Here is a 13,754-nt window from a genome sequence, read left to right on the forward strand (position 1 = left end):
ACGCTTATCCCCCTGATGCCTTCCGGGTCTTCTTCGCCGGCGCCGCCTTGCTGCTTGACTTGGCCTTTGGCTTGGCCGGTGCTTTGCCGCCCAGGCTGCGCTTAAGCAGCTCGGTCAAATCGATAACATCGGCAGTCTTGCGTTCCTGCTCGCCTGTGACGGTCTCGACATCCTCGATCTTGCCTTCGTGAGCTTTCTTCTCGACCAGCGCCATGATCTTGTCTTCGAACTCGTCCTTGTAGTCCTCCGGCGTCCACTCCGCCGTCATGTCTTCGACCAGCCGTTTGGCCATGTCCAACTCACCCTTGGCCAGTTGCGGCTTGGTCACTTCACTGCCCAGCGCCAGCTCATCGAGGCTGCGTACTTCCTGCGGCCAGCGCAGTTTCACCAGTACCAGCGCCGACTCCAGCGGCATCAGCGCCGCCAGATACTGGCGCGTGTGCAAGACAACGCGGGCGAGGGCGACCTTGTTGGTTTTGCTCAACGTCTCGCGCAGCAGCGCATAAACCTTGCCGCCGCGCTTGTCGGGTGCCAGGTAGTAGGGCGTGTCGATATTCTGCAGGGGAATCTGATCGGCATCGACGAAGGAAAAGATGTCGATGGTCTGGGTCGAGACAGGGTGCGCGGAGCGGATTTCCTCTTCGCTGAGCACCACGTAGCGGCCCTTTTCGTAAGCCACGCCTTTGACGATGTTTTCCTTGTTGATTTCCTTGCCGGTGACCTTGTTGATCCGTTTATAGCCCACCGGGTCCATGCTGCGGCTGTCGAGCCAATCGAAGTCCACGCCTTTGGACGACGTCGCTGAAACCAGCGCCACGGGGATGTGTACCAGTCCAAAACTGATTGCGCCTTTCCAGATTGCCCGAGCCATGACCTGTCCTCCGAGTGATGATCAGGTGACCCGTGGCGTGGCGAGAAAGTTTCCAGTGATTGCGGCGCCTTCCGTGGACGAGGTCAAGCCGTGTTACATGTTGTTTAAGACCCGAGGGTTAACAAATCCGAACCCAGAGCGTAGCGTGGGCTCAAAGGCTCTATTCCAAGTACATCCAGAGGAATTCCCATGAACCGATTTCTGATTGGCATCGCCGTTCTGACCCTCAGTGGCGGTCTGGTTCATGCGGACGTCGTCCTGGCGCAAAGTCCCACTGGCAACAGCAGCAATCCTTACAACAGCCCGACTCGGCGGGCCAATCCCAACAGCATGCAGGGCACCCAGCCCAGCGCTCCACCGATCCGTGCGCCCAATACCGTTCCCGTGCCGCGTCAGCCCACGATCGAAAACCGCGGTATCGGCAACGGCCAGCCGATTCGCTCGGTACCGGCCAAACCACCCACCTTCATCCCCAACCCGCCCCCACGGGGCACCGGCAGCAACCGTTGAACGGCAGGACTGAGGTTCTGTCAGCCTTTCACCACGAACAAAAGGAATCGTGCATGTTGCGTAAAACCCTACTGGCCACCTGCTGCGCCGCCGCGCTGATCAGTGCCCCGGCGTTCGCCGCCGCGCCCAAAGAACTGCAAAGTGAACAGGGCACACTCCAAGTTACGACGATTGCCCAAGGTCTGGAGCATCCATGGGCGCTGGCGTTTCTGCCCGACCGCAAGGGCATGCTGGTGACCGAGCGCCCGGGCAATCTGCGCGTGGTAGGCAACGATGGCAAATTGTCAGAGCCGATCAGTGGCGTGCCGAAAGTCTGGGCCAAGGGGCAGGGCGGCTTGCTGGATGTCGTGCTGTCGCCCGACTTCAAACAGGACCGAATGGTTTATCTGTCCTATGCCGAAGGCGGTGGCGAGGGCGGCAAGGCCGGCACGGCGGTAGGTCGGGGAAGGCTCTCGGATGACCTGAAGACGCTGAAGGACTTCAACGTGATCTTTCGTCAGGAACCGAAACTGTCGGTGAGCAACCACTTTGGTTCGCGACTGGTGTTCGATCGTGACGGCTATCTGTTTATCACCCTGGGTGAAAACAACGACCGACCCACCGCGCAAGACCTCGACAAGCTGCAGGGCAAGGTCGTGCGGATCTATCCCGACGGCAAAGTGCCGGACGATAACCCTTTCGTTGGGCAATCCGGCGTTCGACCCGAAATCTGGTCCTACGGCATGCGTAATCCGCAGGGCGCTGCGCTCAATCCGTGGACCGGCACGCTGTGGGAGAACGAGCACGGGCCTCGCGGTGGCGATGAAGTGAACATCATCGAGCGTGGCAAAAACTACGGCTGGCCGCTGGCGACCCACGGTATCAATTACTCGATGCAGCCCATCCCGGAGGCGAAAGGCAAAACCGCTGAGGGCACGGTGTCGCCGCATCACGTCTGGGAAAAATCGCCCGGGGTTTCGGGCATGGCGTTCTACGATGCCGATCGCTTCAAGCCCTGGCAGCACAATGCGTTCATCGGCGCGCTGGTGACGCAGGAGCTGATTCGCCTGCAGTTCGACGGCGATAAGGTCGTGCATGAGGAGCGTCTGCTGGGCGAGTTGAATCAGCGCATCCGTGACGTGCGTCAGGGGCCGGATGGCTATCTGTATGTGCTCACGGATGATGAGAATGCCTCGTTGTACAAGCTGGGGCTGAAATGATTGCGTGCGGTGAATGATCCGACGCCTTCGCGAGCAGGCTCGCTCCCACATTGAAATGCATACTCCCTGTGGGAGCGAGCTTGCTCGCGAAGAGGGCGCGCAAACGCCTTAAAACCCGCGCAGTCCCGCATTTGGCTGAACCGCCACACCGCCGCCTTGTTATAGTTCGGGCCTCACTTTAGCCCGGTAAAGGATCACTGCCATGACTCAATACTCCGCCTTCAGCGTCGAACTGGCCGATCACATCGCGCATGTGCAGATCAATCGCCCGGAAAAGATCAACTCGATGAACGCGGCGTTCTGGAGCGAGATCATTGAAATCTTCCAGTGGATCGACGACACCGACGAGGTGCGTGTGGTGGTCCTGAGTGGCAATGGCAAACACTTTTCTTCCGGCATCGATTTGATGATGCTCGCCGGCGTCGCCAATGAACTGGGCAAGGACGTCGGCCGCAACGCGCGCCTCTTGCGTCGCAAAATCCTTAATTTGCAAGCGTCCTTCAACGCCGTCGATAACTGCCGCAAGCCGGTGCTGGCGGCCATTCAGGGTTATTGCCTGGGCGGGGCGATCGACCTGATCGCGGCCTGCGACATGCGTTACGCCGCCGAGGGCGCACAGTTCTCGATCAAGGAAATCGATATCGGCATGGCTGCCGACGTGGGCACGTTGCAGCGGTTGCCGCGAATCATTGGAGACGGCATGCTGCGTGAACTGGCTTACACCGGTCGCACCTTTGGTGCCGAAGAAGCACGCAGCATGGGCCTGGTTAATCGCGTCTATGACGACAAGGAAGCCTTGCTCGAAGGCGTTCTCGACATTGCACGCGACATTGCTTCCAAATCGCCGATTGCAGTGACCGGCACCAAGGAAATGATCAGCTACATGCGCGACCATCGCATCGACGACGGTCTCGAATACGTTGCCACCTGGAACGCCGCCATGCTGCAATCCACCGATCTGCGCGTGGCCATGGCCGCCCACATGAGCAAACAGAAACCCGAATTTCTGGACTGAGTAACCATGACTTCTCGCTGGACCACTGCTGTACTCGACACCGACCAACCCGGCGGCTGGGCCGTAGCGCGCAGCCCTGAAGGCTTTCTCTTCGACGACAACGGCGCGCTGTTCCCGCGTGAATGGCTCAAGCGTCAGGACCTGTCAATCCTCGCCGAGCACGGCATTGGCCATCTCGATGGCGAACCGGTGTATCTGCTGGAACTGCGCAGTGTCAGCGAAGTGCCCGGTTGCGGGTGGAAAGGCCTGCGAGCGTTCATGCTCGAAGGTGACCACACGCTGTATAAAGTGCTGGGTTACGCGGCGCAGATCGGCACTTGGGCGCGCGAACATCGCTTCTGCGGTAATTGCGGTCAGCCGATGACGCAGGTACCGGGTGAGCGGGCGATGTATTGCCAACCCTGCGATCTGCGCAGTTATCCGCGAATCTCTCCGAGCATGATCGTTCTGATCACTCGCGGTGATGAAGTGCTGCTGGCGCGCTCACCGCGTTTCGTCACGGGCGTTTACAGCACGCTGGCCGGTTTTGCCGAGCCAGGAGAGTCGGCCGAAGAGTGCCTGATTCGCGAAGTGCGCGAAGAAGTGCAGATTGAGGTCAAGAACATCCAGTACATCGGCAGCCAGTGCTGGCCGTTCCCGCATTCGATGATGCTCGGCTTCCATGCCGAATACGCCGGTGGCGAGATAGTCTGTCAGGAGGACGAGATCGAGGATGCCCAGTGGTTCAACGTGCACGATCTGCCGCCGCTCCCGGCGTCGCGTTCGATTGCCCGTTACCTGATCGACGTCTATGTGGCTCGGCGCTTAGGCCACGCTGAACCAGTGCTGCCAGGCTAGCCGCACGGTCAAACCCAGTACCACGGTGATGAACACCGGTCGAATGAACTTGGCGCCGCCGCTGATTGCGGTGCGCGCGCCAAAGAAAGCGCCAACCATCACCGACAGGCCCATGCACAGGCCAATCACCCAGTCGACCTGCCCGGAAAAGATGAACACCGACAGCGCCGCAATGTTGCTGACGAAGTTCATGCTGCGCGCCACGCCGCTGGCTTTGACCAGATCGATCGGGTACAGCAGCAGACTGCTCACTGTCCAGAACGCACCTGTGCCGGGGCCGGCCACGCCATCATAAAAGCCGAGGCTGAAGCCTTGGGTCGATTGCCATTTCTTTTTGATCGGTGCGTCGCTGTCCAGCGGCGCCTTTGGCGTGCCGCCGAACAGCAGGTACACGCCACAGGCGAAGACGATGACCGGCAGCATCTTGTTCAGCCACTCCGCCGGCAGGTAATGAGCGACGATAGCGCCCGTGAGCGCGCCGACCAAGGTGCCGACAATCGCGTGCGTCCATTGCCGTGGATGAAACAGTTTGCGTTTGTAGAAGGTAAAACTGGCAGTGGCCGAACCGAACGTCGAGCTCAGTTTGTTGGTGCCCAGCACCAGATGCGGTGGCAGGCCGGCGGTCAACAGGGCCGGCGTGGTCAACAGACCGCCACCGCCAGCAATCGCATCGATGAAGCCTGCAAGGAAGGCAACAGCAGCCAGAATGGCCAGGGTGGTGAGGTCAACGCTGAGTTCGAAAGGCATGGAGTCGGCTTATTCGGCAGGCGCAGAACGTGAGCTGCGGGGAGGGCGGTTATGTTACCTGTATCCAACTGTTGCGGCGAGCAGTCGGACTGATTCGCGAGCAGGCTCGCTCCCACACGGTTTGGTTGTTGAATATCTGTCGCGTACGCCGCAAAATTTGTAGGAGCGAGCCTTGCTCGCGAAGGCGGTATGGCGGATAGATTTAACGTCCGACTGACACACCGCTATCGCGAGCAAGCGAAGGTCTCCATTGGGAGCAGCGTTGGGTTTAAAGGCCCAGTTCGGTCAGCCCCGGATGATCATCGGGCCGACGGCCCAGCGGCCAGTGGAACTTGCGTTCGCTTTCCTTGATCGGCATGTCGTTGATGCAGGCGTAGCGCTGGAACATCAGGCCGTTTTCATCGAACTCCCAGTTTTCGTTGCCGTAGGAGCGGAACCAGTTTCCCGAATCGTCGTGCCATTCATAGGCATAACGCACGGCGATGCGCGTGTCGGAGTGGGCCCAGAGCTCTTTGATCAAACGGTAATCCAGCTCTTTCGCCCATTTGCGGGTCAGGAATGCCTTGGCCTCTTCGCGATTGGTCGCAAACTCGGCTCGGTTGCGCCATTGGGTGTCGAGGGTATAGGCCAGCGATACCTTTTCCGGATCGCGGGTGTTCCAGCCGTCCTCGGCCAGGCGCACCTTCTCGATGGCCGATTCACGGTTGAACGGTGGCAATGGCGGACGTACCTGGGCTGCGGTAGACATGTTCAATCTCCTGATGCATTGATGAATTAACAACAAGTCCGGCTTATAAGAGCTACAGGCCCAATAACTGTCGCGCCATGCATTGCGCATTATCGGCGGCACTGTGATCACCCGTCACAAGCGCTACGGTAATGGCACCATCAATCAGGATCAGCAACTGACTGGCAAGCCGTTGCGGATTCTCGGCACCATATTCGGTACACAGCTCGCACACGTAGTCGAGCAGCTTCTGTTTGTGTTTCCTGGCGACCTGACGCACCGGGTCCCGTGGGTCGCCGGTCTCGCCGCTGGTGTTGATAAAGGCGCAGCCTCGAAAGCCTTCCGAGGCGAACCAGCCCTTGAGCACGGTAAACAGGTTGAGCAGGCGGTCAGCCGGCGTTTCGGCCTGATCGACCGCGTTTCTGTACCAGTGCATCCAGCGGATGTCGCGCCTTTGCAGGGCGGCGACCACCAGGTCGTCTTTGTCGGCAAAGTAACGGTAAATGCTTTTTCTCGAGACGCCGGCGGTCTTCACCAAAAGATCCATGCTGGTGGCCGCGATGCCACTTTTGTAGATCAGTTTTTCGGTGACATCCAGAATAATGTCGCGTGTGTCATGGCTGGTTATTTCGTTCATGTGGCAAACAGTAGAACGACTGTTCTCCTTGGTCAAGCGAAAGATTCTGGCGCCTGTTGAATCGTCTTCGCGAGCAGGCTCGCTCCCACAGGGGGATTTCACTTCAAGTGGGAGCGAGCCTGCTCGCGAATGCGGTTCCCAAGACACTGACAAGACCCGGCGCAGGCGATGGTGTAAGCTCTCTAACTCTTCGGATTCGAACCTTGCGAGCCTTATGCCGTTGCTTTTCAAACGTTCTTTGCTGCCCAAACTGCGCAGCTTTGCGCTGACCGCCGAGGCGGTGAGCATTCTGTCCAGCGCAGCCGAATTCCGACGCTGTCTGCTCGAGCAAATCGCCACCGCGACCCGGCGCATCTACATCGTCGCGCTGTATTTGCAGGAGGACGAAGCCGGCCAGGAAATCCTCGATGCCTTGCACGCCGCCAAGCTCAAACATCCTGAGCTGGAAATAGCCGTGGTGGTTGACTGGCTGCGCGCGCAACGCGGCCTGATCGGTGCCGGCAAACAGCCCGGTAATGCGGCGTGGTATCAGGAGATAACCCGCACCCATCAGAGCGAAGTACCGATCTACGGCGTGCCGGTGCAAACCCGCGAGCTGTTCGGCGTGCTGCACCTCAAAGGCTTCGTGATCGATGACCGCGTGGTTTACAGCGGCGCCAGCCTGAACAACGTCTACCTGCACAAACTCGACAAATACCGGTTTGACCGGTACCACGTCCTGCACAGTCGTGAACTCGCGGATTCGATGCATCACCTGGTCAAGCACGGTCTGATGGAGTCGAAAGCCGTGCATCGCCTCGACCTGCCGAACCTGCCGACCACGCGCAGCCTGCGCAACGACATCGGCGACCTGCGCAGCCGCCTCAAATATGCGACGTACGACACCAGCGCCGGCAGCACTGCCCGAGAAGGGCTGTCGGTCACTCCGCTGCTGGGCGTCGGCAAAAACAACCCGCTGAACCGGGCGATTCTCGAACTGATCGCCAGCGCGCAAAAGCAGCTGACCATCTGCACGCCGTACTTCAATCTGCCGCTGGGCGTCATCCGCGAGATCAACCGGGCACTGGCGCGTGGCGTGAGGATCGACATCGTGGTCGGCGACAAGACCGCCAACGACTTCTACATACCGCCGAGCGAGCCGTTCCGGGTGATTGCGGCGTTACCGTACCTGTACGAAATCAGTCTGCGGCGCTTTGCCAAGCGGCATCAGCGCAGTATCGACAGCGGTCAGTTGAACCTGCACCTGTGGCGCGACGGCGACAACACTTACCACCTCAAGGGCATGTGGGTGGATCAGCGTTACACCCTGCTGACCGGCAACAACCTCAACCCACGGGCATTCCGCCTGGACCTGGAGAACGCGCTGCTGCTCGATGATCCGAAAGGGGAATGGCTGGAGCCACGGGCGAAGGAGCTTGAGAACATCTTCCGCCATACCACGCGGATCGATAGCTTCCAGACGCTGGAGACGCTGCCGGACTATCCGGCGGGGGTAGCGAAGTTTCTCAAACGGGTGAGTCGGGTAAGGATTGAGCGGTTGCTTTACCGGATTCTCTAGCGCGTCCGAAACACCCTTCGCGAGCAGGATCGCTCCCACCCTTGGAATGCATTTCCCTGTGGGAGCGAGCCTGCTCGCGAATAGGCCGGTCGGACACTACAAAAACCTCAGTTCAGCCCCAACTTCCCGCGCATCATCGACAAATCTTCGGCCAGCGTATTCACCGGGCCGACCAGTGCCTTGCGGTCGTTGTCCTTCACTTTGTCGTAAGTTTCAAACCCGCCATCCGCCGTCCTGTACTTGGCGAGGATCTTGTCGACCGTGGCGAAGTTCTTGTCCACTTTGGCGACGAACGCCTTGTCCTGCTGTTCGATGTGCGGCCGGAACAGGTCGACGATTTTCTTCGCACCGTCGATATTGCCCTGGAAGTCATACAGATCGGTGTGGCTGTAGCGATCTTCCTCGCCGGAAATCTTCGTTGTCGCGACTTCTTCCAGCAGCGCAGCAGCGCCACCGACGACTTTTTCTGGCGGGAAGGTCAAACCGGCAACGCGGGTTTGCAGGTCCTGCACGTCTTTATTCAATCTGTCCGCCAGTGCATCGAGCCCCTTCGTGGAGTTCTCTGCAAACAGCGAATACTCGATCCGGTGGAACCCGGTGAAGTCTTCAGCCTTCACGCCTTGTTCGTGATCGTCGACGCGCGAGTCGATGGAGGCATCCAGATCACTGAACAGCTCGGCAATCGGCTCGATCGATTCGTAATAAACCCGCGTTGGCGCGTAGAGTTTTTGCGCGGTGGCCAGGTCGCCTTTTTTCACCGCGTCGGTGAACTGTTGAGTGTGGCGGGCCAGTTCATCAAGCTTTTCAGTGACGTAGATTTTGTAGTCCGACACCGGCCCCACCAGATCCAGCGGTGCGGTGACGGCGAACGCCGACAGCGGAATGTTGAGCAAACCAAGGGTCAGCAATAACGCGAGTGGCGTCTTTTTCATGGGGGCGGCTCCAGTGTCGGGGTGGTGTTATGCGGCTGTTTCGGTGTGGGTGGCAGCGAGCAGAGAACGACCGATGAAGTCCTGATCGCCCGTTACTCCGGGAAGAGTGAAGAAGTAACCGCCGCCGACCGGTTTCAGGTATTCCTCAAGCGGTTCGCCATTGAGGCGGGTCTGCACGGTGATGAAGCCTTTTTCCAGATCAGCCTGGTAGCAGATGAACAGCAGGCCCATGTCGAGTTGGCCGTTCTTGTTCACGCCGTTTGAATAGTTGAACGGCCGGCGCAGGATCAGGTTGGCCTGGCTCGCAGCGGTGCGCGGATTGGCCAGCCGGATGTGCGCGTCGAGTTTGGTCCGCTTGCCGGCCGGATCGTTGCTGTAATCCGGCACTTCGGTTTCGCTGTGGCCACCGATCGGCGCGCCGCTGCTTTTGACTCGCCCGAGGATGCTTTCCTGTTCCTGCAGCGGTGTGCGATCCCAGCGCTCGACGAAGTTGCGAATGATGCGCACGGCCTGATAGCTGCCGTGGACAGCCCATTCGGGCTCATCGCTGCCCGGTTGCACCCAGACGATACGGTCCATGGCCCTGGCGTCGTTGGAATCGGGATTGGCCGAGCCGTCGCGAAAGCCAAGAAAATTGCGTGCCGATTGCGCGGGCACGCCCGGTTTGACCGGCGCTTGCGGCGGTACGCTGCCTTCCTGTTTCCAGCGCACCAGCAGCAAGTCGGGCAGGTTTTTGACGATGTCGCGCAGGGCGTGAATGTTGGTGTCGGCAGTGTTGGCGCAGAACTGCAGGCTCAAGTCGCCGTGGCAGCAATCGGCGTCCAGGGCATCATTGGGGAAGCCGACCATGCGTTGCAGGCGCTTGGGTTTTACGCCGGCCAGACCAAAGCGCTCGTCGAACAGTGACTCGCCAACGGAAACCGTGATGGTCAGGTTGTCCGGAGTGACCACCGGGCCGAGGATGCCGGAATCCGGCGGCGGCAGTTTCGGGTCGATCTGTGCCACCGGGCCGCCCGTCATCAGAAAGGCGATCCGCTCGTTGAGGGTGCGGAACAGTCGCTCGAGATCTTCGCGATTTGCGGCCAAGACATCGAACGCGACCAGCATGCCGGAGGCCGGGCGCGGCGTGACGACGCCGGTCTGGTGCACGCCACGGAAGTCATGGCGGTCTTCGGTCTTGTCGCTGCTCGGCGCTTCGGTGACTTGCGCCGGCGCGGCGGCCATGGCCGGACAGCTCAGGGCCGATCCGGCAAGGGCAACACCGGCGGCGCCCATGCCCATCAGCACGCGGCGACGTTGCAGGTTGAGAGGTTCTGAATCGTTCATCGGTCGTGGTCTTCTGGTTACAGGCCGGAGAGGCCGAGGGCGGGGTCGATGCCGTCGAGCGCTTTGGCCAGTGCCCTGGCTTTTTCGCCGATCTGCTGGCGTTGCTCGGCGTTGACGGTGTCGTAACCGACGTAGCCGCCGTCGGCCTTGAGGGCATTGAGCTGGCTATCGAAATCACCCAGCGCCTGGTCGATGGTCGGCAAGATGCCAGCGGCGGTTTTGCTCAGCATCGGCCGCAGCAGGTCCACAACCTTGTGCGCGGTTTGCGCATTGGCGGCAAAACCGTTGAGATCGCTGTGGCTGTAGCGCTCTTCTTCACCGCTGGCGGCGCGCACATCGGCAAGGCTGTTGAGGTTGCGTACGACGATGCTCACCAGTTGTTCCGGTGGCAGCGACTGCACAAGCAATTGCTGCTTGAGCGTGCTGACGTCGGCGAGCAGGCGCTGGGAAATCGGCGCAAGGTCATCCAGTGTGTGCTGCGCGAACAAGGCCAGTTCGATGCGGTGGAAGCCGACAAAAGCCGGATCCTGTTCACGCTTTTCAAAATAATCAGCGCGGGCGTTGATGTGATTGTCCAGCTCTGCCAGACGTTGCGCCGCTGGAGCCAGGCGTTGGTAAGCAGCACGCGCCGGCAGGTACAGCGACTGCGCCTGGCTCAAGTCACCCTCGGCGATTGCATGATTCAGCGCCGTCACCGCTTTGATCAGTGCGCTGCCCTCAACGGCCAGGTACACGCGAAATTCCGACAACGGTCCCACGAATGCCACCATCGAAGGTTTGGCCTTGGCGGCGGCATCCGAGGCCGCCGTCGGCGTGACGTGCAAGGTGCCGCGCGGGTTGCTGAGCAAGCCGCAGGTAATCGCATAGTTTCCGGGTTGCAGGTTGGCGTTGATCACCTGACTGAGGCCGGGCGCAATGTTTTCGCGCTCTTCGACCACCAGCACGCCATCGAGGATTTCCCATTCGACCGCGCGCTCGGAGCGATTGACGATGCGGAAACTGGCGCGGCCGGCCGGCACCGTCAGCGCGTTCGGCTCGCAGCTGTGCGGATGGATGTTGACGACGATTTCGTCATGGTTGTGCTGCCGCTTGGCCGCAGCCATTTTCGAGGCGTACCAAAACAGGCCACCCGCAGCGATCATCAGCATCACCGAACCCGCCACGGCCCAGCGCAAGGCGCGGGGAGGGGCGGCCTGAGGAGTTTCTGTGTTTGACATGGGAGCCCTTATTGGCTGGAAACGGAAGTCGTTGGCGCCGCATGGCGGGGCGCGGGCAGGAAGAACATCACCAGCGCCACCAGCAGATAAATCAGATACGCGCCGAGGGTGCTGACGGTTGGCGCATCCTGATAACCCAACATGCCGGCCAGCACCGAGCCCAGCGGGCCGTCCATCGGCAGCGTCGCACTGAAGTCGAAGACCACCGTTTGCAAGTGATTCCACAGCCCGGCTTCATGCAGCGCCTGCACGGAGTTAGCGAGAATGCCGGCAGCGACGACGAGGATGAACAAACCGGTCCACTTGAAGAACGCCGAGAGATTGAGGCGCATGCTGCCGCTGTAGATCAGGAAGCCGACGATCACTGCCAGGATCAGGCCGAGCAGGGCGCCGATCGGCGCGCCCGGACCTTCGCTTTGCTGGAACACGGCGAGGAGAAAGAACACGGTTTCCAGGCCTTCGCGAGCGACGGCGAAGAACACCATGACAATCAGGGCGAACACTTGATGCTTCGATGCCGTCAACGCCTGATCGAGAGAGGCTTGCAGCGAATGCTTGATCGAGCGCGCGACCTTGCGCATCCAGAACACCATCGAACTGAGAATGCCCACGGCCACCAAACCGACGACGCCTTCGAACAGTTCCTGCTGCTTTTGCGGGAATTCGGCGCTGACCAGTTCCAGGCCACCGCCGACCAGCAGCGCGAGAGCGCAGGCCAGGAAAACGCCGATCCAGACGGCCGGCATCCATTGACCGCGTCCGGTTTGCTGGAGGTAACTGGCAATGATGCCGACAATGAGCGCGGCCTCAATGCCTTCGCGCAGCATGATCAAAAAGGGAACGAGCATTCGGCAACCACAGCGATTTAGATAGGTTGCTAAGTTGTAACATAATGACACTCATTCCCAAATGGCATTGATTGACATTTAGCTGAACCTGAGCTGAACAAACTCGATGTATGAACCGCAGGGTTTCCTTGTGGGAGCGAGCCTGCTCGCGAATGCGGTATGCCTGTGATACGTCTTTGCCTGGCACACCGCTTTCGCGAGCAGGCTCGCTCCCACATTGGTCCTGCGGTGAATTCAGCAGCTGGGGTAAGATGCCAACCACCCGAAAAACAACAAGGCTCACCTCGCTCCATGGCGGAAAAAGACACCATTGCCATTCAACTGGTGCGCGAAGCGCTGCTGCAAAGCTGTGCTCCCGGCGCGGCCACGCAAGAGGCGCTGAACAAGGTCGGTATCGATCCGGCATTGCTGCAGACTGATGACGGACGAGTGCCGGCTTCGCAATACGCCAGACTCTGGCGCCTGTTGGCCCGGCGCTGCGATGACGAGTTCTTCGGCATGGATCCGCGCAAGCTCAAGTCCGGCAGCCTGGCGTTTCTATGCCGCAGCGCCATGGCGCAACCGACGCTGGCGGCGGCGCTGGACACGGGTCTGAATTTCCTTTCGCTGATGTTCGAAAAGCTGCCGGCGCAACTGGTACACCAGCAGAGTCTTGCCGAAATCGTTTTGCTGGAAGACGACGCCGAGCCACCGCGCGCCTTCACTTATTTCACTTACTGGATGATCGTTCACGGCGTCGCATGCTGGCTGGCGGGGCGGCGGATACCGATCCTTGCCATTGAACTGCGCTGCGCGGCGCCGGACTTCACCGACGACTACCGAGTGATGTTTTCGGAAAACCTGCGCTTCGACCGGCCGCGCACGCGGATGATCTTTGCCGCCGATTGCCTCGATCTGCCGATCAAACGCAGCCCCGAAGAGCTCAAGCGCTTCCTCGCCCAGGCGCCGGCGAATATTCTGGTGAAGTACCGCGACCCCGACAGCCTGGCCAGCCGCATCAAGCAGGATTTGCGGCAACTGCCTGCCGAACAGTGGCCGGAAACCGAAGCGCTGGCCCAGCAACTGTGGATGTCCGCGTCGACCTTGCGTCGGCGTCTGGCCGAGGAAGGACAGACCTATCAAGGGCTCAAGGACAGCGTGCGCAAAGAACTGGCAATTACCTGGCTGGCAGAACCTTCGATCAGCTTCGTCGAGATCGCGACACGATTGGGCTTTGCCGACGCGAGTTCGTTTTACAAGGCGTTTCGCAAGTGGTCCGGGTCAAACCCTGGGCATTATCGGACGCTGATCCTGAACGAAGCCGTCTGATCCGGTTTTTGCGGCGCTCGTA

The 13,754-nt window shown here is 60.1% G+C and carries 14 protein-coding genes; 6 read left to right on the forward strand and 8 right to left on the reverse strand.

Annotation, left to right across the window (positions count from 1 at the left end):
• Positions 1–4 precede the first annotated feature (4 nt).
• The gene (gene ku / locus HU727_RS04850; RefSeq protein WP_186528576.1) at positions 5–871 is read right to left on the reverse strand and encodes a non-homologous end joining protein Ku; all 867 of its coding nucleotides are present in this window, start codon (positions 869–871) and stop codon (positions 5–7) included.
• A gap of 189 nt (positions 872–1,060) precedes the next feature.
• Here ku and HU727_RS04855 point away from each other — a divergent pair, with 189 nt between their 5' ends.
• The 4 genes from HU727_RS04855 (at position 1,061) to nudC (ending at position 4,432) form a co-directional block, all read left to right on the forward strand.
• Positions 1,061–1,381: a hypothetical protein gene (locus HU727_RS04855; protein WP_186528578.1), complete on the forward strand. Its 321-nt coding sequence runs from the start codon at positions 1,061–1,063 to the stop codon at positions 1,379–1,381.
• A gap of 53 nt (positions 1,382–1,434) precedes the next feature.
• Positions 1,435–2,580, forward strand: coding sequence for a PQQ-dependent sugar dehydrogenase (locus tag HU727_RS04860; protein ID WP_186528580.1), 1,146 nt, complete (start codon positions 1,435–1,437; stop codon positions 2,578–2,580).
• 202 nt (positions 2,581–2,782) lie between these two features.
• Positions 2,783–3,595, forward strand: coding sequence for a crotonase/enoyl-CoA hydratase family protein (locus tag HU727_RS04865; protein WP_186528582.1), 813 nt, complete (start codon positions 2,783–2,785; stop codon positions 3,593–3,595).
• 6 nt (positions 3,596–3,601) lie between these two features.
• Positions 3,602–4,432 carry an NAD(+) diphosphatase gene (gene nudC / locus HU727_RS04870; RefSeq protein WP_186528584.1) on the forward strand — a complete coding sequence of 277 codons (831 nt, stop codon included), beginning with the start codon at positions 3,602–3,604 and terminating at the stop codon, positions 4,430–4,432.
• Here the strand turns inward: nudC and HU727_RS04875 are convergent.
• The 3 genes from HU727_RS04875 to HU727_RS04885 all read right to left on the reverse strand — a co-directional run bounded on the left by HU727_RS04875 (position 4,400) and on the right by HU727_RS04885 (position 6,543).
• Positions 4,400–5,179, reverse strand: a complete 780-nt coding sequence (locus tag HU727_RS04875) for a TSUP family transporter (RefSeq protein ID WP_186528592.1) — start codon at positions 5,177–5,179, stop codon at positions 4,400–4,402. The genes nudC and HU727_RS04875 overlap by 33 nt on opposite strands.
• Positions 5,180–5,447: 268 nt before the next feature.
• Positions 5,448–5,927, reverse strand: a complete 480-nt coding sequence (locus tag HU727_RS04880) for a nuclear transport factor 2 family protein (protein ID WP_186528594.1) — start codon at positions 5,925–5,927, stop codon at positions 5,448–5,450.
• A gap of 52 nt (positions 5,928–5,979) precedes the next feature.
• Positions 5,980–6,543: a TetR/AcrR family transcriptional regulator gene (locus tag HU727_RS04885; RefSeq protein ID WP_186528596.1), complete on the reverse strand. Its 564-nt coding sequence runs from the start codon at positions 6,541–6,543 to the stop codon at positions 5,980–5,982.
• A 214-nt stretch (positions 6,544–6,757) separates the two neighbouring features.
• On the opposite strand from HU727_RS04885, the gene pssA reads away from it, so the two are divergent.
• Positions 6,758–8,101 carry a CDP-diacylglycerol--serine O-phosphatidyltransferase gene (gene pssA, locus HU727_RS04890; protein WP_186528605.1) on the forward strand — a complete coding sequence of 448 codons (1,344 nt, stop codon included), beginning with the start codon at positions 6,758–6,760 and terminating at the stop codon, positions 8,099–8,101.
• 107 nt (positions 8,102–8,208) lie between these two features.
• On the opposite strand, the gene efeO (HU727_RS04895) is transcribed toward pssA, so the two are convergent.
• From efeO (HU727_RS04895) to efeU, 4 genes are read right to left on the reverse strand one after another with little or no spacing between them, the layout of a single operon-like run.
• The gene (efeO, locus tag HU727_RS04895; RefSeq protein ID WP_186528607.1) at positions 8,209–9,033 is read right to left on the reverse strand and encodes an iron uptake system protein EfeO; all 825 of its coding nucleotides are present in this window, start codon (positions 9,031–9,033) and stop codon (positions 8,209–8,211) included.
• A gap of 27 nt (positions 9,034–9,060) precedes the next feature.
• Entirely contained in the window at positions 9,061–10,359 is a 1,299-nt protein-coding gene (gene efeB, locus HU727_RS04900; protein WP_186528609.1) for an iron uptake transporter deferrochelatase/peroxidase subunit, read from the reverse strand.
• 17 nt (positions 10,360–10,376) lie between these two features.
• Positions 10,377–11,576, reverse strand: a complete 1,200-nt coding sequence (gene efeO, locus HU727_RS04905; RefSeq protein WP_186528611.1) for an iron uptake system protein EfeO — start codon at positions 11,574–11,576, stop codon at positions 10,377–10,379.
• Positions 11,577–11,584: 8 nt separating this feature from the next.
• Positions 11,585–12,424, reverse strand: coding sequence for an iron uptake transporter permease EfeU (efeU, locus tag HU727_RS04910; RefSeq protein ID WP_186528613.1), 840 nt, complete (start codon positions 12,422–12,424; stop codon positions 11,585–11,587).
• A gap of 291 nt (positions 12,425–12,715) precedes the next feature.
• On the opposite strand from efeU, the gene HU727_RS04915 reads away from it, so the two are divergent.
• The gene (locus tag HU727_RS04915) at positions 12,716–13,732 is read left to right on the forward strand and encodes an AraC family transcriptional regulator (protein WP_186528615.1); all 1,017 of its coding nucleotides are present in this window, start codon (positions 12,716–12,718) and stop codon (positions 13,730–13,732) included.
• Positions 13,733–13,754: the final 22 nt, after the last annotated feature.

It is taken from the genome of Pseudomonas khorasanensis, assembly GCF_014268505.2.
Taxonomy (GTDB): Bacteria; Pseudomonadota; Gammaproteobacteria; order Pseudomonadales; family Pseudomonadaceae; genus Aquipseudomonas; species Aquipseudomonas khorasanensis.